The sequence below is a fragment of the Streptomyces sp. SAI-127 genome (genome assembly GCF_029894425.1).
In the GTDB taxonomy this organism is placed as follows: domain Bacteria; phylum Actinomycetota; class Actinomycetes; order Streptomycetales; family Streptomycetaceae; genus Streptomyces.
Genome location: NZ_JARXYJ010000001.1, coordinates 6,703,201 through 6,724,971, shown reverse-complemented (window position 1 = coordinate 6,724,971; position 21,771 = coordinate 6,703,201). Strand labels below are relative to the sequence as shown.

14 protein-coding genes are annotated in these 21,771 nt (G+C 73.7%); 12 read left to right on the top strand and 2 right to left on the bottom strand.

Annotated elements, in window-relative coordinates; genetic code table 11:
- Positions 1 to 3 precede the first annotated feature (3 nt).
- Together M2157_RS31035 and M2157_RS31030 are read left to right on the top strand one after the other, a co-directional pair.
- Positions 4 to 1,269 carry a 6-phospho-beta-glucosidase gene (locus M2157_RS31035; protein ID WP_280866833.1) on the top strand — a complete coding sequence of 422 codons (1,266 nt, stop codon included), beginning with the start codon at positions 4 to 6 and terminating at the stop codon, positions 1,267 to 1,269.
- Positions 1,260 to 2,231 (top strand): BadF/BadG/BcrA/BcrD ATPase family protein, encoded by a 972-nt coding sequence (locus tag M2157_RS31030; RefSeq protein ID WP_280857679.1) that lies wholly within the window; start codon positions 1,260 to 1,262, stop codon positions 2,229 to 2,231. The genes M2157_RS31035 and M2157_RS31030 overlap by 10 nt, the downstream gene beginning before the upstream one ends.
- On the opposite strand, the gene M2157_RS31025 is transcribed toward M2157_RS31030, so the two are convergent.
- Complete coding sequence (locus M2157_RS31025) at positions 2,219 to 2,788, bottom strand: AAA family ATPase (RefSeq protein ID WP_280868298.1); 570 nt, start codon at positions 2,786 to 2,788, stop codon at positions 2,219 to 2,221. The two genes, M2157_RS31030 and M2157_RS31025, sit on opposite strands and share 13 nt — an antisense overlap.
- A 273-nt stretch (positions 2,789 to 3,061) precedes the next feature.
- Between M2157_RS31025 and M2157_RS31020 the strand changes: the two genes are divergently transcribed.
- The 7 genes from M2157_RS31020 to M2157_RS30990 all read left to right on the top strand — a co-directional run bounded on the left by M2157_RS31020 (position 3,062) and on the right by M2157_RS30990 (position 14,083).
- Entirely contained in the window at positions 3,062 to 4,468 is a 1,407-nt protein-coding gene (locus tag M2157_RS31020; RefSeq protein ID WP_280868297.1) for a hypothetical protein, read from the top strand.
- A 14-nt stretch (positions 4,469 to 4,482) separates the two neighbouring features.
- Positions 4,483 to 5,547 (top strand): glutamate ABC transporter substrate-binding protein, encoded by a 1,065-nt coding sequence (locus M2157_RS31015; RefSeq protein WP_280866832.1) that lies wholly within the window; start codon positions 4,483 to 4,485, stop codon positions 5,545 to 5,547.
- 60 nt (positions 5,548 to 5,607) lie between these two features.
- On the top strand, positions 5,608 to 6,942 hold the full coding sequence (locus M2157_RS31010) for a hypothetical protein (protein WP_280866831.1): 1,335 nt from the start codon (positions 5,608 to 5,610) through the stop codon (positions 6,940 to 6,942).
- Between the two features lie 21 nt (positions 6,943 to 6,963).
- Positions 6,964 to 9,501 carry a serine/threonine-protein kinase gene (locus tag M2157_RS31005; RefSeq protein WP_280866830.1) on the top strand — a complete coding sequence of 846 codons (2,538 nt, stop codon included), beginning with the start codon at positions 6,964 to 6,966 and terminating at the stop codon, positions 9,499 to 9,501.
- Positions 9,502 to 10,812: a PP2C family serine/threonine-protein phosphatase gene (locus tag M2157_RS31000; RefSeq protein ID WP_280866829.1), complete on the top strand. Its 1,311-nt coding sequence runs from the start codon at positions 9,502 to 9,504 to the stop codon at positions 10,810 to 10,812.
- Positions 10,813 to 10,910: 98 nt separating this feature from the next.
- Entirely contained in the window at positions 10,911 to 12,257 is a 1,347-nt protein-coding gene (locus M2157_RS30995) for a VWA domain-containing protein (RefSeq protein ID WP_280857684.1), read from the top strand.
- Positions 12,258 to 12,295: 38 nt separating this feature from the next.
- Positions 12,296 to 14,083 carry an FHA domain-containing protein gene (locus M2157_RS30990; RefSeq protein WP_280866828.1) on the top strand — a complete coding sequence of 596 codons (1,788 nt, stop codon included), beginning with the start codon at positions 12,296 to 12,298 and terminating at the stop codon, positions 14,081 to 14,083.
- Between the two features lie 12 nt (positions 14,084 to 14,095).
- Here the strand turns inward: M2157_RS30990 and M2157_RS30985 are convergent, their stop codons facing one another.
- A complete protein-coding gene (locus M2157_RS30985; RefSeq protein WP_280866827.1) occupies positions 14,096 to 15,076 on the bottom strand; it encodes a methyltransferase domain-containing protein in 981 nt (326 codons plus the stop codon).
- 68 nt (positions 15,077 to 15,144) lie between these two features.
- Here M2157_RS30985 and M2157_RS30980 point away from each other — a divergent pair, with 68 nt between their 5' ends.
- From M2157_RS30980 to M2157_RS30970, 3 genes are all read left to right on the top strand, one after another.
- Entirely contained in the window at positions 15,145 to 15,558 is a 414-nt protein-coding gene (locus M2157_RS30980) for a globin (protein ID WP_266523589.1), read from the top strand.
- A gap of 186 nt (positions 15,559 to 15,744) precedes the next feature.
- Complete coding sequence (locus tag M2157_RS30975; protein WP_280866826.1) at positions 15,745 to 18,939, top strand: FtsX-like permease family protein; 3,195 nt, start codon at positions 15,745 to 15,747, stop codon at positions 18,937 to 18,939.
- On the top strand, positions 18,932 to 21,712 hold the full coding sequence (locus M2157_RS30970; RefSeq protein ID WP_280866825.1) for an ABC transporter permease: 2,781 nt from the start codon (positions 18,932 to 18,934) through the stop codon (positions 21,710 to 21,712). Before M2157_RS30975 ends, M2157_RS30970 begins: the two co-directional genes overlap by 8 nt.
- Positions 21,713 to 21,771: the final 59 nt, after the last annotated feature.

Here is a 21,771-nt window from a genome sequence, read left to right as displayed (position 1 = left end):
CCAGTGAAACTCACCGTGGTCGGCGGAGGCTCGACCTACACCCCCGAACTCATCGACGGTTTCGCGCGCCTGCGGGACACCCTGCCCGTCGAGGAACTCGTCCTGGTCGACCCGGCCGCCGAGCGTCTGGAGCTGGTCGGCGGGCTCGCCCGGCGCATCTTCGCCAAGCAGGGCCACCCCGGCCGGATCACGACGACGGACGACCTGGACGCGGGCGTGGACGGCGCCGACGCGGTGCTCCTGCAGCTCCGCGTCGGCGGCCAGGCCGCCCGCGAGCGGGACGAGACGTGGCCCCTGGAGTGCGGCTGCGTCGGCCAGGAGACGACCGGCGCGGGCGGCCTCGCCAAGGCGCTGCGCACGGTCCCGGTGGTCCTCGACATCGCCGAAAGGGTCCGCCGCACCAACCCGGACGCCTGGATCATCGACTTCACCAACCCGGTCGGGATCGTCACCCGCGCCCTCCTCCAGGCCGGGCACAAGGCGGTCGGGCTGTGCAACGTGGCGATCGGCTTCCAGCGGAAGTTCGCCCGGCTCCTCGGCGTCACCCCCACCGACATCCACCTCGACCACGTGGGCCTCAACCACCTCACCTGGGAGACCGCGGTACGGCTCGGCGGCCCCGAGGGCGAGGACGCCCTGCCCGAGCTGCTCACCGAGCACGGCGACACCATCGCCGGCGACCTGCACCTGCCGCGCCCCCTACTGGACCGGCTCGGCGTGGTCCCGTCGTACTACCTGCGCTACTTCTACGCACACGACGAGGTCGTGCGGGAACTCGGCAACAAGCCGTCCCGTGCCGCCGAAGTGGCGGAGATGGAACGGCAGTTGCTCACGATGTACGGCGACCCGGCCCTGGACGAGAAACCGGAGCTGCTCGCCAAGCGGGGCGGTGCCTACTACTCGGAGGCGGCCGTCGACCTGGCCGCCGGGCTGCTCGGCGGGGGCGGCAGCCCCTACCAGGTGGTCAACACCCTCAACCGGGGCACGCTGCCGTTCCTGCCCGACGACGCGGTGATCGAGGTCCAGGCGGCGGTGGGCCCGAAGGGGCCGACCCCGCTGGCGGTGCCCGCCGTGGACCCGCTGTACGCGGGCCTGATGGCGAACGTGACGGCGTACGAGGACCTGGCGCTGACGGCGGCCCTGCGCGGTGGCCGGGACCGGGTCTTCAGGGCGCTGCTGGCACACCCCCTCGTCGGCCAGTACGCGTACGCCGAGGGCCTCACCGACCGACTGATCGCACACAACCGGGAGCATCTCGCGTGGGCCTGACCGCATGTGTCCTCGCCGTCGACGCGGGCAACAGCAAGACCGACGTCGCGGTCGTCGCGGCCGACGGCAGTGTCCTCGCCACGGCCCGCGGCGGTGGGTTCCGGCCGCCGGTGGTGGGCGTCGAGGCGGCGGTGGACGTGATCGCCGACGCGGTGGGACAGGCGTTCACCGCCGCCGGGGTCGGGTCGGTGGACCATGTCTCGGCCTGTCTGGCCAACGCCGACTTCCCCGTCGAGGAGCAGCAGTTGGCGGCCGCCCTGCACGCGCGCGCGTGGGGCGCGGAGGTGGAGGTCCGCAACGACACCTTCGCGATCCTGCGGGCCGGTGTCACCGAACCGCGCGGGGTCGCCGTGGTGTGCGGCGCGGGCATCAACTGCGTCGGCATGCGCCCCGACGGACGTACCGCCCGCTTCCCCGCGCTCGGCCGGATCTCCGGCGACTGGGGCGGCGGCTGGGGCCTCGCGGAGGAGGCCCTGTGGCACGCGGCCCGCGCGGAGGACGGGCGGGGCGTCGACACCGACCTCGCGCGCGTGCTCCCGCGGCACTTCGGGCTGCCGTCCATGTACGCCCTCATCGAGGCCCTGCACCTGGAGGACATCGCCCCCGCCCGCCGCCACGAGCTGACGCCGGTGCTCTTCGCCACGGCCGCCGCCGGGGACCCGGTGGCCCGCTCGCTCGTCGACCGCCTGGCCGACGAGGTGGTGTCCATGGCGACGGTGGCCCTGACCCGTCTCGACCTCCTCGACGAGGAGACGCCGGTGCTGCTCGGCGGCAGTGTCCTGGCCGCCCGGCACCCCCGGCTGGACGACGGCGTGCGGGAACTCCTGGCCGTGCGCGCCCCGAAGGCCGTACCCCGGGTGGTGACGGCGAGTCCGGTCCTGGGCGCCGCACTCCTCGGCCTCGACCGGGCCGGGGCGTCCGCGGAGGTACAGGCGCGGACGCGGGCCTACTACGAGGCCTGAGCGAGCACCGCGTCGGCCACCCCGGAGACGGACATGTCCTTCCCGACGCCGACGCGGGCCAGCCCCAGCCGGTCCACGTCCTCCACCATCAGCGACTGGTAACGCACGCTGCGGGCCAGGAACTTGTCCATCAGGAACCGTTCCTGCTCCGTGGCCGCGTCGTAGCGCCCGGCCGCACGGATCCGGGCGCGTACGACGTCCTCGTCGGCGGTGAGCCATACGGCGGCCGTGTGCGGCACGTCCAGCGTCGCGACCCGTTCCGGCCAGAGCGCCGAGCCCTCCAGGACCAGGCCCGGTCCACCGGCGTGCGTCCTGACCAGTTCCTCGATGCGGGGCCAGAGCCGCTCGTAGTGGGCGAGGACCGAGTCGATCAACTCGTCGACGGCGAGCGTCCCGTAGTGCTCGGCGACATGCGGCGGCACCTCACGCTCCGGCGTGCGCCAGGGCCGCCCCGGGTGTCTCGCCAGCAGGTCCGTCGACCGGTGCTCGAAGCCGAGCCGGTCGGCCAGCGCCCCCGCGACCGTGGACTTGCCGGTATGGGACGTTCCGCCGATCATCACCACTCGCACCCCGCGCACGAGGGCGACCCTACGCGCCCCCGGGGGAACCGAACCGATTCCGGTGGCGTATTCATGGGCAAGGGGTGGTGCGGGGGCACGACCGAGCCGTCGCAGGCGATCCGCTGCGGTTCGATCAAGATCCAGTGAAGCCCGGTGCGGATGTCGGTCCCGGCAGCGATACTTGCGGCGAGGGATGACCATGGGGGAGGTCAAACAGTGACACACCCGCCGAAGAGCAGCGCGGCACCACCGGATTCCGGTGTGCCCACGATGCCGGCCGTACCACCGCAGCCGGGACCCCCGGCCCAGCCGGCCCCGCCCGCCCCGGTGTTGCCCGCGGCGCCCGCCCGTCGTACGGCCTTCGCGGAAGGTCTCGACCAGGTGCGCGCGGCCGCCACCACCGAACCGGGCCGGCTGCGCATCATCGGCGCGGCGCTCGCCCTGCTCGTCGTCCTCTTCGGCGCGGTGACCGCCTGGCAGACCAACGACCGGGCCGCCGCCGCGGACGACGTGCTGCACAAGAGCCAGCCGCTCAGCAGCGCCGCCGCCGACATCTACCGCTACCTGGCCGACGCCAACACCGCGGCCTCCAGCGGCTTCCTCGCCGGCGGCCAGGAGACGGCGGACTCCCGCGAGCGGTACGAGGAGGACATCGACCTGGCCGCGGCCGGTCTGGTCAGGGCGGCCTCGAACTCCGACCCGGACTCCCCCGCCGCGAAGACCGTGGCCGAGCTCAACACCCTGCTGCCGGAGTACAAGGGTCTGGTGGAGCGGGCCCGTACGTACAACCGCCAGGGCTTCCCGGTCGGCGGCGCCTATCTGCGGTACGCCAACGAGAAGATGCAGGAGGAGATGCTCCCGAAGGCGCAGAACCTCTACACCAGCGAGAACCAGCGGCTGCGCGCCGACTACGCCGACGCCACGCCCTACCCGTGGGCCGCGATCGGCCTCGGCGTCCTGGCCCTCGCCGGGCTCGCCTGGGCCCAGCACCGCAACTACCGGCGCACCAACCGGGTACTCAACCACGGCCTGGTCGCGGCCACCGCGACGGCGACCGTGGTGCTGCTGTGGCTGGTCGTCGGCCACACCGTCGCGCGCGCGGGGCTCAACGACTCCTACGACCACGGAGTGCGCTCGCTCAACGTGCTGCACGACGCCCGGATCGCCTCCCTCAAGGCCCGCGGCAACGAGAACCTCACCCTCGTGGCCCGCGGCGCCGAGACGGTCACCAAGAAGAACGCCCAGGGCGTGGACGTCACCTACGACGCCTACGACTTCGACTTCGACAAGGACATGGACACCCTCGGCAAGGGCCTCGCCGAGGCGTCGAAGCTCGCCGACGACAGCAGCGGCAAGACGCCGGTGACCGCCGCCGAGGGCAACATGACGGTGTGGAAGCAGCGCCACACCGCGGCCCGCGCGCAGGACGACAACGGCAACTACGAAGAGGCGCTGAACCGGGTCATAGGACCCAAGGGGGCGACGGGAGAGTGCTTCGACAGCGTCGACGCCAACCTCGCCAAGGCCCTGGTCCACGAGGAGGCCGAGTTCGAGCGCTCGGCCGGTGACGGTCTCGGCGCCATGACCGGCCTGTCGGCGGGCGCCGCCGTGCTGGCCGTCCTGGGAGCGGCGGGCGCGGTGCTCGGCATCGGGCGCAGGCTGTCGGAGTACCGGTGAGAGGGGGCGTGACGATGCGGATGCGTGGACGTGTACGGGCCGGTCTCAGGGGCTGGGGCGGTGTCGGGGCGATGGCGGTCGTCTGCGGCCTGGTACTCGCCTTCGCACTCCTGCTGCCGGTGGCCCAGTCGCGCGGCGACGGCAGCACGGGCACCGGCGGGCCGGGTGTGACCCGAGCCGATCAGGTGGCGGACGACGGCCCCTGTACGAATCCGGCGATCAAGGCGGCCCCGGAGAAGCAGACGCTGTCCCCCTCGGGTGCCGACGGCCCGACCATAGACAAGATCAAGGCCCGGCAGGGCGAGAAGCGCAAGCTGATCGTCGGCGTCGACCAGAACAGCTACCGCTGGGGCTACCGCAACCCCAACGGCGGCCCGACGGCCGACCTGGAGGGTTTCGACATCGACCTGGTGCACCGGATCGCGCAGGACATCCTCGGTGACCCGAACGCCGTGCAGTTCAAGGCGATCCCCACCAACCAGCGCATCCCGGCGATCCAGAAAGGCCGGGTCGACATGGTGGTGCGCACGATGACGATCAACTGCAAGCGCCTGGCCGACGTGGCGTTCTCCGCGCCGTACTTCAAGACGGGGCAGCAGGTCCTCGCCCCCAAGTCCTCGGGCATCAAGGGCTACAACGGCACGCTGGCGAAACAGAAGATCTGCACGGCGGAGGGTTCGACCGCCTTCAGCCAGCTGGACGAGGACAGGAAGTCGGGGAAGCTCGTCGCCTCCGCGGACATCAGGACCACCGTCCCCAACCAACTCGACTGTCTCGTCAGGCTCCAGCTCGGCGAGGTCGACGCCGTGGTCACCGACGGCGCCCTCGCCGCCAGCCAGGCCGCCCAGGACCCCACGGTCGAACTGAAGGGCTCCCCCTTCACCACCGAGTACTACGGCGTGGCGATGAAGAAGGACGCCGACGATCTGGTACGCCGGGTCAACCAGATTCTGGTGGACTACCGCAAGGACACCACCGACGGCTGGCAGGCGTCGTACAACAGGTGGCTGTCGGCCACACTGGACAAGGACTCGGCGAAGTCGGAGCCGCCCGCACCGCAGTACCTGCGCAAGAGCTGACGACCGCCGACAACAGTGTTCACAACCACGCAGCAACCCTTCAGCAGCGAGAGGTGATCGATGGGCGTCACGGGACCCCCCGGGCCGGTGATGGACCGGGACGAGGTGGACCGTGCGCTGGCGCGGCTCGGCGCGGAGCACGAGGCGATAGAGACCTCGCTCCTCGCCCTGCAGGACCACGCGGGCCGCAGGCTCCTGGAGGGCGCCGAACTCACCGGTGTCACCAAGGAGCGCTGGACGTCCGCCGACGCCTCGATCACCCTGCTGTGGGCGTACTTCGACGCGTACTCGGACGCGTTGCGCTCGGCCCGCGACATCCGCTCCCGCCGCCGCTGGTCCAGCCGCGAGGACCTGGTGGAGCTGACCGAGCTGCTGCGCGGCGAGTCGGTCACCGTCGCGGGCTCGGCGACCGCCACGGCCAACGCGCCCACCCTGCACGGCAATTCGGGCAAGCTGAGCGAGCGGTTCTCGCTGGTGACGCTCGTCGAGCGGATGAACGACCTGTACGCGTCGAGCCTGGACATGGTCGTCGCCGCCGACGCGGTGTGGTCGGCGCTGCCCGCGCGGATAGATCTACTGGCCGCCGAACTCCAGCGCACCCGCCGGCTCGCGCACTCAGTCGGCGTGCGCCCCGGGGAACACCCGGCCGGCGACGACCTGGAGCGCATCACCGGCGCGCTCACCTCACTGCGCGAGCGGGTGATCTCCGATCCGCTCGCCTTCTGGCGGCAGGCGCAGGGCAGTTCGGCGCCCGGCGGCGGAAAGCCGGACACCACGGCGTACGACCGTGAGGCGCGCGCCCTGGAGGACGTGCGCCGGGAGATCGACGCCGTGCTCACCGTCCGGCAGGACGCGGAGGCCCGGCTGGTCAAGCTGCGGGACGTGCTCTCCCGCGCGGACCGTACGCTCGCCGAGGCCCGCACCGCGCGCGGCGAGGTCCTCGCGAAGATCGCCGCCACGGAGGTGCCGGTCGTCAGCGGACCGCCGACCGTGCTGCAGGAGCAGCTGGCGACGGCCGCCGAGTACCGCAGACACGCCCAGTGGCACCGCCTGTCACCGCTCCTGGAGTCCCTGGAGGAGAAGGCGGAGGACGAACTGCTGCGCGCCCGCGAGTCGTTGACCGCGGTCACCGCGCCGCTGGCGGTCCGCGCGGAGCTGCGCGGCCGTCTCGACGCGTACAAGGCGAAGGTCGCACGGCACGGCCTGGCCGAGGACCCGTTCTTGATCGAGCGCTACGACGCGGCCCGGCGGATGCTGTGGAGCGCGCCCTGCGACCTGCGGGTCGCCGAACAGGCCGTGCTGCGCTACCAGCACGCGGCCGCCGAACTGCTGGGAGCCCCGCGAGTACCGCAGCAGAGCGGTCCCGAAGACCGTGGGGGCCCGGAACGTGAGTGACCAAGGGGGTGCGGCGACGTCATGAGTCAGGAACAGCAGCCCTGCCAGCGGCCCGGCTGCGACGGTACGTACGAGGACATGGGCGGCGGCGAGCTGTACTGCGACACGTGCGGCCTCGCGCCGGTCGTCCCGGCCGGGGAAGGCCGGGCCGGTTCGGCGTCCACGGGCAGGGGCTCGCAGGGCAGCAGCGGCACTTCGCGCGCCACCGGCCGCGCTTCCTCGCGTACGTCCTCGCAGTCGTCGAAGTCCCGGCGCTCGGTGTCGGGACGGCTGTCGCGCTCGGTCTCGGGGAAGTCCACGGGCCGCTCGGTGTCGGTGCGCAGCTCCGGCTCCGGCACCGGCTCGAGCGGGCGCGGCCGGCTCGGAGCGGGCCTCGTCGAGGTGCCCGGGGTGCCGCGGCCCGACCCGCGCGAGATGGTCCTGGAGAACCCCGAGGTGCCCGAGCGCAAGCGGTTCTGCTCGCGCTCCGACTGCGGGGCCCCGGTGGGGCGTTCGCGCGGGGAGAAGTCCGGGCGCACGGAAGGCTTCTGCACGAAGTGCGGCCACCCCTACTCGTTCGTGCCGAAGCTGAAGTCCGGTGACATCGTGCACGGCCAGTACGAGGTCGCGGGCTGTCTCGCGCACGGCGGCCTCGGCTGGGTCTACCTCGCCGTGGACCGCGCGGTGTCCGACCGCTGGGTGGTCCTCAAGGGTCTGCTGGACACCGGCGACCAGGACGCGATGGCCGCCGCGATCTCCGAGCGGCGCTTCCTCGCGGAGATCGAGCACGCCAACATCGTGCGGATCTACAACTTCGTGGAGCACCTCGACCAGCGCACCGGCTCGCTCGACGGCTACATCGTCATGGAGTACGTCGGCGGCAAGTCGCTCAAGGAGATCGCCAACGGCCGCCGCTCGGCGGCCGGGAAGCGGGACCCGCTGCCGGTCGAGCAGGCGTGCGCGTACGGCATCGAGGCCCTGGAGGCGCTCGGCCACCTCCACAGCCGCAACCTCCTGTACTGCGACTTCAAGGTCGACAACGCCATCCAGACCGAGGACCAGCTCAAGCTCATCGACATGGGCGCGGTGCGCAGGATGGACGACGAGGAGTCGGCCATCTACGGCACGGTGGGCTACCAGGCCCCGGAGGTCGCGGAGGTGGGCCCGTCGGTCGCCTCCGACCTGTACACGGTCGCCCGCACCCTGGCGGTGCTGACCTTCGACTTCCAGGGCTACACCAACGTCTTCGTCGACTCGCTGCCCGACCCCGACCACATCGAGGTCTTCCGCCAGTACGAGTCGTTCTACCGGTTGCTGGTCCGGGCGACCGATCCGGATCCGGCCCGCCGTTTCGCCTCGGCGCAGGAGATGTCGGAACAGCTGACCGGGGTCCTGCGCGAGGTCGTCTCCCTGCAGACGGGCCGTGCCAGGCCCTCCCTGTCGACGCTCTTCGGCCCCGAAGTCCGCGTCACCGACACGGAGTTGTTCCCGAAGCTGGACGGGGAGGTGTCACGGCTGGGGACTCGGGTGCCTCCGGCGGGGCGGCGGATTCTCAAGGCTGCCGCCCCCGCATCCGCTGTTCTACCGGTCGGCACCCCGGGTCCCGAGCGGCTCGGTGGCGGAGCCGTCAAGGCCGTCGTCAAGTCGGCCGACGCCCCCGCCGCCGCACTGGCGCTGCCCGTCCCCCACGTCGACCCCTCCGACCCCAACGCCGGTTTCCTCGCCGGGCTCATGACCACCGCGCCCGGCGAGCTGCTCGGCGCCCTCGCGGCCGCGCCGGCGGCATCCGCGGAGACCCGCCTGCGGCAGGTGCGGGCCTGGCTGGAGAACGGCGACGCGCACACCGCGGACGAGTCGTTGCGGCGGCTGGAGGAGGAACGGCCCGACGACTGGCGGGTGGTGTGGTACCGGGGCGTCGCCGCCCTGGTGACCGGCGACCACGAGGCCGCCGCGCTCGCCTTCGACGCGATCTACGACGCCTTCCCCGGCGAACCCGCCCCCAAGCTCGCCCTCGGCCTGTGCGCGGAGGTGCTCGGACAGCTCGACAACGCCGCCGAGTACTACCGCCTGGTCTGGTCGACCGACCCCAGCTATGTGAGTTCCGCGTTCGGCCTCGCGCGCGTGCAGCTCGCGACCGGGGACCACCGTGGCGCGGTGAACACGCTGGAGTCGGTGCCGGAGTCCTCCATCCACTACACCGCCGCCCGCGTGGCCGCCGTCCGCGCGCGGCTGCGTGGACGCACCGCGACCGCGGGCGACGTACCCTTCCTGGACGACCTGACCGCCGCCGCCGGTCAGGTCGAGGCGCTGGACGCGTACGGTCTGGATCCGGCGCGCCGCGAGCAGCTGTCGGCGGAGGTGCTGGGCGCGGCCCTGGACTGGATACTCTCCGGTGGCCAGGACTCCGTCGCCCCCGCCGCCGCGGGACGGGCGCTGCTCGGCAGCGGACTGGACGAGCGAGGACTGCGCTTCGGCCTGGAGCGTTCGTACCGCACGCTGGCCCGGCTCGCGCAGGGCGGCGAGGAGAGGATCGACCTGGTGGAACGAGCCAACCGTTACCGCCCCCGGACGTGGGTGTAGTTGATGTCGCAGATGCCCCAGCTGTCCGCCTGCCCCAGCTGCGAGTGGCCGCTCGAATCGGGCGACCGTTTCTGCGGTGCGTGCGGATACGACCTGTCCGCCGTGCCGGCACGGCCGGACGACAGCCCGACCATCGCCATGAACGGCGCGCCCCCCGGCGGCCCCTGGCCCGAGGTCCCGCACCCGCCGGCGGAGGTCCATCTGCCGGCCGACCTGCGGGGCACCGAGTCGGGCGGGCACGAAGCGCCTCCGTCGGGACCGGTCGTGGGCTCGCCGGTCTCCCCCGTCTCCGGCGTGCGCTTCGACCGCTCGCCGGAGCCCGACGAGTACGTCCTGCAGGCGCCCGACCCGCGGGTGGCCGCCGGACCGCCCACCCCGGCCGAGGGCACCGCACCGTCGACGGTCTGCGTGGCCTGCCGCGCGGGCCGGGTCGACGACGACGGCTACTGCGAGAACTGCGGGCACGCCCAGCCGCGTGAGCGCGACCACATGGAGCAGGAGGCCGGTCCGATCGCCGCCGTCAGCGACCGCGGCCTGCGCCATCACCGCAACGAGGACGCCTTCACCCTCGGCACCAGCGTGCTGCCCGACGGCTCGCCGGCCACCTTCGCGGTCGTCTGCGACGGCGTGTCCTCCGCGACCCGCCCCGACGACGCCTCCCTGGCCGCGTCCCGGGCTGCGGCCGAGGCGCTGCTGGCCGCGCTGCCGCAGGGCACGCACCCCCAGCAGGCGATGCACGAGGCGATCGTCGCCGCCTCCCGGGCGGTCAACTCGCTCGCCGCGGAGCCCGCCACCGCCCGCGAGCACCAGCCGCACCAGAACGCCCCGGCGTGCACGATCGTCGCCTCGATCGTCACCCCGAGCCTGCTGGTCGTCGGCTGGGTCGGCGACAGCCGGGTCTACTGGGTGCCGACGGACCGCAGTTCACCCCCGGCCCGGCTCACCGAGGACGACTCCTGGGCCGCCCAGATGGTCGCCGCGGGGCTGATGAACGAGGCCGAGGCGTACGCCGACGAGCGCGCCCACGCGATCACCGGCTGGCTCGGCGCGGACGCCTACGAACTCGACCCCCACACCGCTTCCTTCAAGCCGGACCGGCCTGGTGTGGTGGTGGTGTGCACCGACGGCCTGTGGAACTACGCGGAGGCGGCCGACGAGATGGCGGAGGCCGTACCGGCCGACGCCACCGCGCGCCCGCTGCACACCGCCCGGGTCCTGGTCGGCCACGCCCTGGACGGCGGGGGCCACGACAACGTAACAGTGGCCGTCGTGCCGTTCCCCACCCCTCCGCAGGGGGCAGGATCGGCCTGAGGCCGCGCACGGGGATGCCTCGGCGGACCGGAGGGGACCGGTCCGCAATCAGTCATCGCCCCACGGATGTGGGGTTCGCGAGGGGGATTTGAGTAGGCATGGCCAATTTCTCGAAGTCGAACGCACCGCAGTTCTCGATGGACGTCTACCAGAACGAGTACCTGCCGGAGGGCGGCCGCGAGGTCAACGCGATCGTCACGGTGACCTCGACCGGGGGCGGCACGATCGGAAGCGCGGTCGCGGCCCCGCACCTCTGGTCGGCGGGCCAGGGCCCCTCGGCGGCAGTGGCGATCATGGTCGACTGCTCGGGCTCCATGGACTACCCGCCGACCAAGATGCGCAACGCCCGCGACGCCACCGCCGCCGCGATCGACACCCTGCGCGACGGTGTGCACTTCGCGGTGATCGGCGGCACGCACGTGGCCAAGGAGGTCTATCCGGGCAACGGCCGTCTCGCGGTCGCCGACGCCACCACCCGCGATCAGGCCAAGCAGGCGCTGCGCAAGCTCAGCGCGGGCGGCGGTACCGCCATCGGCACCTGGCTGCGCCTCGCCGACCGGCTGCTGTCCTCGGCGGAGGTCGCCATCCGCCACGGCATCCTGCTCACCGACGGCCGCAACGAACACGAGTCGCCGGAGGACCTCAAGGCCTCCCTCGACGCCTGCGCGGGGCGCTTCACCTGCGACGCCCGGGGCGTGGGTACCGACTGGGAAGTGAAAGAAGTCACAGGGATCGCCTCCGCCCTGCTCGGCACCTCCGACATCGTCGCCGACCCGGCAGGTCTCGCCGCGGACTTCACGCAGATGATGGAGGCGGCCATGGGCAAGGAGGTCGCGGACGTCGCCCTCAGGGTGTGGACCCCGGTCGGCACCGCCATCAAGTTCGTCAAGCAGGTCGCACCCACCGTCGAGGAGCTCACCGGCCGCCGCACCGAGGCCGGTCCCCGTGCCGGGGACTACCCCACCGGCTCCTGGGGAGACGAGTCCCGTGACTACCACGTCTGCGTCGAGGTCCCGGCCGCGAACATCGGCCAGGAGATGCTCGCGGCCCGGGTCTCCCTGGTCGTCCCGCAGCCCGACGGCACGACGCAGAACCTGGGCGCACAGGGTCTCGTCAGGGCCGTGTGGACCGACGACATGGTCGCCTCGACGTCGATCAACCCCCAAGTCGCCCACTACACCGGCCAGGCCGAACTAGCACAAGCCATCCAGCAAGGGCTCGATCTGCGCAAGGCGGGCGATATCGATGGAGCAACGGCCAAACTGGGCCGGGCCGTCCAGCTCGCGAACAACTCCGGGAACGCCGATACTGCGAAACTGCTTTCGAAGGTGGTCGACGTCGTCGACGCCACGACAGGTACTGTGCGACTGAAGGCGAAGGTCCAGGAGGCCGACGAGATGACTCTCGAGACACGGTCGACAAAGACTGTTCGTGTAAAGAAGTGACGTAGTAGTTCCCTGATCCGAGAGGGGGAAGCGCCGACATGCCGACCTGCCCGAACGGACACCAGTCGGGTTCCGACGACTGGTGCGAGGTCTGCGGTCACCGCATGGCCGGTGCCGTACCTCCGCCCCCTCCGCCGCCGCCCGGTCAGGGTGGAGGCGGATACGGCTTCCCGCCGCCCGGTGGCCCCGGTGGACGTCCGCATCTGTCCGCCGTACCGGACGCCGAGCCGGAGCTCTGCCCGCAGTGCCGTACCCCTCGTGAGGGCGGTGCGCCCTTCTGCGAGGAGTGCCGGTGGAATTTCCTGACCAACACGGCGACCTCGTACACCCCGGCCGCCCCGCGCCCGCCGGGCGGCTCCGGCGGCCCGCCCTCGCACTTCCAGCAGCAGGCGGGACCCGGTCCGTCCTTCGGCGGCGGTGACTCGTACCAGGGCTCACGCCCGTCCCAGGTGAACCGCCCCGCAGAACCGATCCCCTTCGGCTCGGAGCCGTCGGGCCGTTCGGGCCCGGGCGGTCCCGGTGGTCCTGGCGGTCCCGGTGGCCCGCAGGGCTTCCCCGGCGATCCGTCGCGCCCCGGCGGCCCCGGCCCTTCCGGCTTCCCCGGTGACCCCTCGCGCCCAGGCGGCCCCGGCGCACCCGGCCCCTCCGGATACCCCGGCGGACCCGGTGGTCCTGGCGGTCCCGGCTCCTCCGGTTTCCCCGGCGATCCGTCGCGGCCCGGCGGTCCCGGCCCCTCCGGCCCCGGTGGTCCGCAGGGCTTCCCGGGCGACCCCGGACGTCCCGGCGCACCCGGTCCTTCCGGTTTCCCCTCGGACCCCTCCCGGCAGGGCGGCCCCGGTCCGTCCGGTTTCCCCGGTGATCCCTCACGCCCCGGCGGTCCCGGGAACCCCGGGCCGGGTGGCTACGGCTACCCGCAGCCCGGCTCCACCCAGGCCCCGCCCGGATCCTCCGGCCCCGGCGGCCCGCAGGGCTACGGCGGCACCCCCACGCAACCCGGTCCCTCGGGCCCGGGCGGTCCCGGCGGCCCGCAGGGCTTCCCCGGCGACCCGTCCCGCCCCGGCGGCAGCCCCGGCGGTCCGCCGAACTTCGGTGCCGATCCCTCCCGCCCGGTCCCGCCGCCCCCCGGACCGACCCCGCCCGCGGGCCCCGGTGCCACGAGCGGCGCCCCGCAGGGCTTCCAGGCGCAGGGCGCACCCGCTCCGCCCGCCTTCCCGCAGGAGACCAACCGGCCCCAGCCGGGCGGCCAGTCCTTCGGCGGCGGCGCCGACGACTGGGTCCTGTCCCCGCCGTCCTCCACCGCCCCCGGCGGTCCCGGCGGCGGCCCCGGTGGTCCTGGTGGCCCCGGCGGCTACGGCTACCCGCAGCCCGGCTCCACCCAGGCCCCGCCCGCGCCCCCCGGCCCGTCCTTCCCGCAGCAGCCGGCGAGCTGGACGGCGACCATCGGCCCGGACCGCGACTACTTCATGGCGATGATGCAGCGCTCCGGCCCCGAGGCCGCGGGCCTGAACCTGCCCGCGTACTCCCCCGAGCAGCAGCGCACGCTCACCGGCAACCAGGTCACCATCGGCCGCCGCCGGCACTCCACCGGCGACACCCCCGACGTCGACCTGTCGGTGCCGCCGGAGGACCCGGGCGTCTCGCACCAGCACGCGGTGCTGGTCCAGCAGCCGGACGGCTCCTGGGCGGTCGTCGACCAGAACTCGACGAACGGCACCACCGTGAACGGCGCCGAGGAACCCATCACGCCGTTCGTGCCGGTGCCGCTCCAGGACGGCGACCGGGTGCACGTCGGCGCCTGGACGACGATCACGATCCGCCGCGGCTAGAGAACGGCCGCGTCACCGGAGGGGCCATGTGTACGGCCCCTCCGGGTCGTCCAGCCACGCCCATTCCCGCTCTCCGCTGATCGTGATGCCGTACCGCTCACGGCGCGGCCGCCCCTCGCGCTCCCACAGCGCGTACGCCTCCCGGGGCTCGACGGTGTCGCGGGTCAGGGTCCGCAGGAAGCGGAACAGCTCGCTCTCCCGGGCCCGGCGCGGCACCCCGTCCCACTCGACGAACCCCTCTTCGTGCCGGTCCGCCCCGCGCAACGGCACGAAGTAGGCGGGCGTGTGCAGGAACCGTCCCTCCGCATGCCCGGCGTCCCGGACGGTCAGGGCGATCAGCCCGGTGGCGAGCGGGCTCAGGATCCGTGCGCCGGGGCGGCACTGGGGAAGCCAGCCGACCGGCACCGACGACAGGGTGCAGGTGGCGATGATCCGGTCGAAGGGGGCGCGTTCGGGCACCCCGCGCGCGCCGTCGCCGGTGACGACGACGGGTCGGTACCCGGCGGCCGCCAGATGTCTGCGCGCCGCCTCGGTGATCTCCGGCTCCAGGTCGACGGTGGTGACGCAGTCGTCGCCGAGCCGGTGCGCGAGCAGGGCCGCGTTGTAGCCCGTACCGGCGCCGATCTCCAGCACCCGGCCGCCGTCCCGTACCTGCAGTGCGGCCAGCATCATCGCCATCAGCGAGGGCTGACTGCTGGAGGAGACCAGTTCGCCGTCGCGCAGCCGGGTGGCCAGCGGGGCGTCGGCGTAGGCCCCGCGTACCCACTTCTCCCGGGCGCGCGGGTCCGGGCTCTCGCCCCAGCGCCGCTCGTAGCCCCCCATGATGCCGACGTAGTAGTACGGCACGAACAGATGCCGGGGCACCGCCTCGAAGGCCTCCCGCCACACCGGGTCGGCGGCCCAGGCCCCGCTCGCGTCGATCTCCCGCACCAGCGCGGCCCGCGCCGAGGCGGCGAGTTCGGCGAGATCCCTGTCGAGAGCGTGTGCGCTCATACCTCCACTCTGCACCCTGGGCGCCGGAGGTCCTAAGCCTTGAGTCCTCCTCCACCCTGTCTGAGACCATGGTTGACGTGAAAGAGATCCGGCGCGGCACGCTTCAGACGCAGACCTTCTACGAGCAGGTCGGCGGGGAGGAGACCTTCCGCCGCCTCGTCCACCGTTTCTACGAGGGAGTCGCCGAGGACCCGGTCCTGCGGCCCATGTACCCGGAGGAGGACCTCGGCCCGGCCGAGGAGCGCCTCGCGCTGTTCCTGATGCAGTACTGGGGCGGCCCCACGACGTACAGCGACAACCGCGGCCACCCTCGGCTGCGTATGCGCCACGCGCCCTTCGTCGTCAATCGCGAGGCGCACGACGCGTGGCTGCGGCACATGCGGGACGCCGTCGACGAACTCGGCCTGTCCGAGGAGCACGAGACACAGCTGTGGAACTACCTGACGTACGCGGCCGCTTCGATGGTGAACACCGCCGACTGATCACGACTCACTGAGTGCCGGATTCCGGTCGCTTTCCGGTTGACCGGCACCGGATTCCGGTCACGATCCGGTCAAGCCCGCGCTACAAGCGCTTACCCGTGACCATCACCTCTGACATCCTCGCCCGGAGATCTGCACAACACGGCGGGGGGCCGGGTGACGGGGTTCGGGGGAATCGCACGTCTTGTGTTCCTGCGTGCGCGGGCGCACCGGCTGCTGCTCGCCGCCGCCTTGCTCACGGTCCTGCTCACCACCGCGGTCCTCGCGACCCTCACCGCCTACTCCGGCGCGATCGGTGACGCGGCCCTGCGCCACTCCCTCCAGGACCCGCGCAACGCCGCCGACACCGCGCTGGTCGTCAAGGCCGACGTACCCGAGGACCGTCGTACGGCCGCCGACACCGCCGTACGCGAAGTGGCGCGGCAGACGTTCGACGGGCTGCCGGTGACCGTGCGGACGTTCCTGCGGTCGGGCCCGTACGCGCTGCCGCGGTCGCTGCAGCCCGAGCGGGAGCGGTCCGGGGACCCGGATCTGACCCACTTCGCGGCACTGGACCGCAGCCGGCTGCGGCTGGTCGAGGGGCGGCTGCCGGGGCGGGCCGACGGTCTGGTCGAGGTGGCGCTCCCGCAGGCCGCCGCCCGCACCCTCGACCTCGGCCCCGGCGCCCGTTTCACCCTCACCGACCGGCTGCGCGGCCCGGCGGTGCGGGTGACGGTGACCGGCGTGTACCGGCCCGTCCGCGCGGACGACCCGTACTGGCTTCTCGACGACCTGCACGGGCGGGGCATCAACAAGCTCGATTTCACGACGTACGGCCCTCTGCTCGCCGATCCCGGTGTGCTGGCCGACGGGACGGTGAGCGTCGGGGCGTCGGGCTGGCTGGCGTCGGCCGACTTCGCGGCGGTGACGACCGCGCGCTCGGACGCGCTGCGGAAGACGGCCGTCGCGGGGAACGCGGCGCTGCGCAAGGAGTCCGCCCTCGGCGGCGCCACGACCGCGTCGACCTCGCTGCCCGAGGTGCTCGACCGCACCGACCGCTCGCTGCTCGTCTCCCGCTCGACCCTGCTGATCGTCGCCCTGCAACTTGTGCTCCTCGCGGGCTGCGCCCTGCTGCTGGTGGCCGGACTGCTGAGCAGTGAGCGCACCGGCGAGAGCCGGCTGCTGCTGGCGCGCGGCGCCTCCCGCGGCCGGATCGCGGGCCTCGCCGCCCTGGAGGCGGCACTGCTCGCGGTGCCCGCGCTGCTGTGCGCGCCGCTGCTGGCGGGCCCGCTGACCCGGACGCTGGCCGGGCGGGGCCCGTTGGCCCGGATCGGGCTGCACCTGGAGGTGCCGGCGGGCGGACGGCCCGGGGTGTGGCTGGTGGCGGCGGCGGTGGCGCTCGGGTGCGCGCTGGCGGTGACCCTGCCCGCGCTGACCTCCTCCTTCGCGCGCGGCCGGGCCCGGGGGCTGCCCGGTCCGGTGCGCGCGGGGGCCGACCTCGGGCTGCTGGCCGTGGCCGGGGTGGCGTACTTCCAGCTCAGTCACCAGACCTCCGGTGCGGTGACCGACGACCGCGCCGGTGTGCTCGGCGTGGACCCGCTGCTGGTGGCGGCCCCCGCGCTCGCACTGCTGGCCGGGACCGTCCTGACGCTGCGTCTGCTGCCGCCGCTGGCCCGGCTCGCCGAACGCCGGGCGACCGGCGGGCGCGGCCTGACCGCGGCCCTGGCGGGCTGGCAGATCGCCCGCCGCCCGATGCGCGGGGCGGGCCCGGTGCTGCTGCTGGTCCTCGCGATGGCCCTGGGCATGCTGGCCATCGGACAGGGCGCCTCCTGGGACCGTTCGCAGTCCGACCAGGCGGACTTCCGCGCCGGGGCACCGGTGCGGGTGCTGACCTCCGGGGACGCGGGGCTCGGCCGCACCGAGGAGTACGCGGCCGTCGCGGGCGTACGGCGGACCGCCCCCGCCGCCCGCTCCGAACTGCCGCTGTCCGGCAGCCAGGTGGCGACGGTGCTCGCCCTCGACACCTCGCGCGCCTCGATGCTGATCCGCCCCGACCTGCACTCCGGACCCTTCCTCCAGGGGCTCGGGCCCAAGGGATCGGTCGCGGGCGTGAAGGTGCCCGCGGACACGGCCCGGCTACGGCTGACGGCGACCCTGCGGGGTTCCGTCCCGAGCACGACGGCACAGGTCGCCCTCACCCTCGAGGACGGCTACGGCACTCCCTATCGGGTCCCCGCAGGCCAACTCCCCTCCGACGGCCGCGCCCACGCGCTGGACGTCTATGTGTCCGGGGGCCCTCTGACCCTCACCGACCTGGAACTGATCGTCTCCGTGCCGAGCGGCGCGGCCGAGCAACACCGTTTCACCGTCACCGGGTTGACGGCCACGAGTGCCGAAGGGACGGCACGGCGGCTGCCGTTGCCCACCACGTGGAAGGTCTCATCGAGGAGCGACGGGGTCGCCTCGACACCGGACCCGAACACCAAACCGTCCCCGCCACACCTGAGTTCGGGGTCCGGACGGCTGACGGTGGACTACGGCACCGGCTTCATCCCGTCCGACGACACCTGGAGCACAGGGACCCTGACGGTCCGGATGAAGGCCCCGCAGCCGAAGCCGGCCGAGGTCACCGCCGTCGCGACCGAGCGCTTCCTCGCCTCGGCGGGCGCCTCCCCGGGAGACAGGCTGGACGTGCCGCTGGGCGGCGAGACGGTGTCGGTGCGGATCGTGCGCTCGATACGGGAGTTGCCCACGGCCTCGGACAGCGACGGGGCCCTGCTGGTCGATCTGCGGTCGGTGAACCGGGAGCTGCAGGCGCAGTACGGCCGCGGCGTGGAGCCGACCGAATGGTGGCTGATGACGGAGCCGGGCGGGTCCGAGAAGGTCGCGGCGGCGCTGCGGGCCCGGCCCGACATGGACCCCGCGCAGGTCGTGGTGCGGGACGAACTCGCCGGGCAGCTGCGCGACGACCCGTTCGGGGCGGGCCCCGAGGCCGCGTTCGCCGCGGCGGCCGGGGTGGCGGCGGCGCTGGCCGCGGTCGGGTTCGCGGTGAGCGCGGCGGGGTCGCTGCGGGAGCGGAGCGCGGAGTTCGCCGTACTGCGCGCCCTGGGGGCTCCACGCCGCCGGCTGGCCCGCGCGGTCGCCGTGGAGCAGGGGGTCCTGGTGGTGCTGGCACTGCTGGTGGGCGCGCTGCTGGGCACGGTTCTGACCCGGGCGGTGGTCCCGCTGATCGTGCTGACGGACGAGGCGACCAGACCGGTCCCGCGGGTCCTGGTGCAACTCCCGCTCCCGCAGGCGGCCGCACTGCTGGCGGCGGTGGCCCTCGCCCCGCTCCTGGTGACGGCGGCGGTGGCACTGCGGCGGGCGGATCCGGCGCGGGCGTTGCGTGAGGGGGGTGAGTGAGGTGAGGTTCTTCAGGACCGGCGAGCCGGCGGACTCCGGGGCGACCGCGCCCTGGGTCCGCACCCGGCTGCGGACCGCGCCCGGCGCCGCGTGCGCGCTCGCGGTGCTGGTCGCGCTGACGGCGTGCCTCGCGGCCGCGTTCCCACGGGCGGTGGACCGCTACGAGGACGCCGGACTGCGCCGGGCCGCCGAGCAGGCCCGCCCCGACCGGACCGGCATAGAGGTGTACGCCCCGGAGCCGTCCGCGATGCTGACACCGAGCCAACGTGAGGACGTCCTGCGCCCCGATCTGCTGGCCGCGCAGTACGCCAAGATCCGCGCTGGGGTCCCGCGCCCGCTCGTCCTGGACGCGGACCAGTCGACGTACGGCGTGCGCACCACCCTGAACATCCCGGTGCCGGACCCGTGGCTGCCGAGGCCGACCGGCAGGCCCGCGGAGGTGACCCTGGTCGCCCAGGCGGGCCTCGGCGCCCACGCCTCGGTCAGCGAGGGGCGTCTGCCGCGAGCGGACGACGACGTGACCGCCACCGCACCCGAGCTGGAGGCGGCGGTCACCGTCGACACCGCCAAGGCCCTCCACATCAAGGTCGGTTCGGTGATCCACTCCTCCGCCGCCGGCCGTACCCTCCCGATCCGTGTCACGGGCATCGTCACCCCGCGCGACCCGAAGGGCGCCTACTGGTCCACCCATTCCATCCTGCGCACCCCGTCCCTGCTCCGCGAGCCCGCGCCGTCCGTGGACATGTACTGGTTCGGCGCCCTGCTCGTCGCCCCCGAGGCGGCCCCGGTCCTGCTGGCCACCCCGGGACGCCCGGAGCGCTACTGGCAGTTGGCGCCCTCCGAACAGACGCTGCGGGCCCGAGACGCCCCGGCCCTGCGGTCCGCGCTCGCCTCCCTGGAGGCCGGTCCGGCACTGCGGAAGCTGCGCCTGGAGATCGACGGTCCGGTGACGGAGCTGACGGCGCTCGACGGCCAGACCGAGATCAGTACCGACCTCGACGAGGTCCTCATCGCCTACGACCGGCTCCGCCAGAGCGTCGCCCCGCTCGTCGCGGTCGCCGCGTCCGGCGCCGGCACGGTCGCCGTCGTCGTCCTCCTGATGGCGGGCGGCCTCACCGCGGACCGCCGGCGCAGCGAACTCGCCCTGCTGCGGGCCCGCGGCGCCTCCATGCCGGGTCTCACCGCCCGCCTCTTCGCCGAGACGGCGGTCGTGGCCGTGCCCGCGGGCGCCCTGGGGCTCGCCGCCGCGCTGCTCGCGGTCCCCGAGGGCCGCTTCCCGTACGCGATCGCGGCAGCCGTGGCGGTCACCGCCGTCACCTGCGTGGCCCTCCCCCTCCGCGCCGCGGCCGTCCACCGCGCGGTCCGCGTCCACACCGGCCGCGAGGACATCTCGTCCGTACGACCGTCCCGGCGCCGTACGGTCGCCGAGCTGACGCTGCTGGTGCTGGCGGCGGGAGCGGTGGAGTCGCTGCGTCGCCGTGGCACCTCGGGCTCTGCCGGCGACCTCGTCTCGCTGGCGCCCGTGCTGGTGGGAGTGGTCGCCGCCCTGGTCCTGGTCCGTCTGTACCCGCTTCCGCTGCGGGGTCTGGCCCGTCCGGCCGCCCGCCTGCGGGGCGCGGTGGCGCACCTGTCCCTGGCCCGGGCGGGCCGCACCTCGGCCTCGGCGGTGCTGCCGCTCCTGGCCTTGCTGACCGCTCTGACCACCGCGGCCTTCGGCGGCTCGGTCCTCGCGGGCGTACAGGAGGCCCGCGACCACGCGGCCCTCCTCGCGGTCGGCGCCGACGCGCGCGTGGAGACGGGGGCGCCGCTCCCGTCCGGGCTGCCGGACCGGCTGCGCCGCTCACCGGGGGTGAGCGCGCTGTCGGCGGTGAGCGTCACCTCCGAGGCGAAACCGGAGAACGGAGCACTGTCGGTACCGCTGGTCGGGGTGAACCCCGCGGACTACGCCGCGCTGTCGTCCCGGACGGACATGGGCGCCTTCGATGCGGCCCGGCTGAGAAAAGGGACCGCCGGGGAGGCTGCGACGGCCCTGGCCTCCACGGCCACCGCCCGGATGTACGGCACCGGCCCCTTCCCGGTCCTCCTCCCGGACGGCAGCACGCTCACCGTCCGCATCACCGCCGTCCTCGACCGCACGCCCGCGGTGCTGGGGTCGGACTTCCTGGTCGTGAACCGCGAGGCGTTGAGCCCGGCGGCGGCGCGGCCGACGACGGTGCTGCTGACGGGGAAGTCGCTGGACGGGACCGCGATACGCAAGGCCGCCCCGAAGGCCGCGTCCGTGCACCTGAGATCCGAGGAACGCGAACGCTACGTCGACTCCCCTCTCCAGACCGGCGCGGAAGGCGTCTACGCGACGGCGGTGGCGGCCGGCACGGGATACGCGGTCCTGGCCCTCTTCCTGTCCCTCCTGCGCACGTCCCCGGACCGTACGGCCCTCCTGGCCCGGCTCCGCACGATGGGCCTGACCCGGGCCGCGGGCCGCCGCCTCCTGGTCCTCGAGTCCCTCCCCCAGGCCGTCCTGGCCGCTGTCGGAGGCACCCTCACGGGCTGGGCCACGATCCACCTCCTGTCCCCGGGGATCGACCTGACGGCCATCGCCCTCCCGTCGGCCGATGCCTCCTCGGCGGGAGCGGAGCTGCGCACCGACGCCCTGTCGCTGGCGATACCGGCGGCGGCTGTGCTGCTGCTGGCGGTGGGAACGGGTATCGGGCAGGCGTGGTGGTCGGGGAGACGGGGGTCGGTGCAGGAGCTCAGGGCGGGAGACGCGAGATGAACGACTTCGTCGCACCCGGCTGCGGGCGGTCGTGCCGCTGGATGAGCTCCCGACCCGCA

Excerpts from the sequence above, each read along its gene's own strand:
- M2157_RS31025 (WP_280868298.1), bottom strand. The coding sequence starts at position 2,788 with ATGATCGGCGGAACGTCCCATACCGGCAAGTCCACGGTCGCGGGGGCG.
- M2157_RS30980 (WP_266523589.1), top strand. The coding sequence starts at position 15,145 with ATGGTTGACGTGAAAGAGATCCGGCGCGGCACGCTTCAGACGCAGACC.
- M2157_RS31020 (WP_280868297.1), top strand. The coding sequence starts at position 3,062 with ATGCCGGCCGTACCACCGCAGCCGGGACCCCCGGCCCAGCCGGCCCCG.
- M2157_RS31005 (WP_280866830.1), top strand. The coding sequence starts at position 6,964 with ATGAGTCAGGAACAGCAGCCCTGCCAGCGGCCCGGCTGCGACGGTACG.
- M2157_RS31015 (WP_280866832.1), top strand. The coding sequence starts at position 4,483 with ATGCGGATGCGTGGACGTGTACGGGCCGGTCTCAGGGGCTGGGGCGGT.
- M2157_RS30990 (WP_280866828.1), top strand. The coding sequence starts at position 12,296 with ATGCCGACCTGCCCGAACGGACACCAGTCGGGTTCCGACGACTGGTGC.
- M2157_RS31010 (WP_280866831.1), top strand. The coding sequence starts at position 5,608 with ATGGGCGTCACGGGACCCCCCGGGCCGGTGATGGACCGGGACGAGGTG.
- M2157_RS30995 (WP_280857684.1), top strand. The coding sequence starts at position 10,911 with ATGGCCAATTTCTCGAAGTCGAACGCACCGCAGTTCTCGATGGACGTC.
- M2157_RS30985 (WP_280866827.1), bottom strand. The coding sequence starts at position 15,076 with ATGAGCGCACACGCTCTCGACAGGGATCTCGCCGAACTCGCCGCCTCG.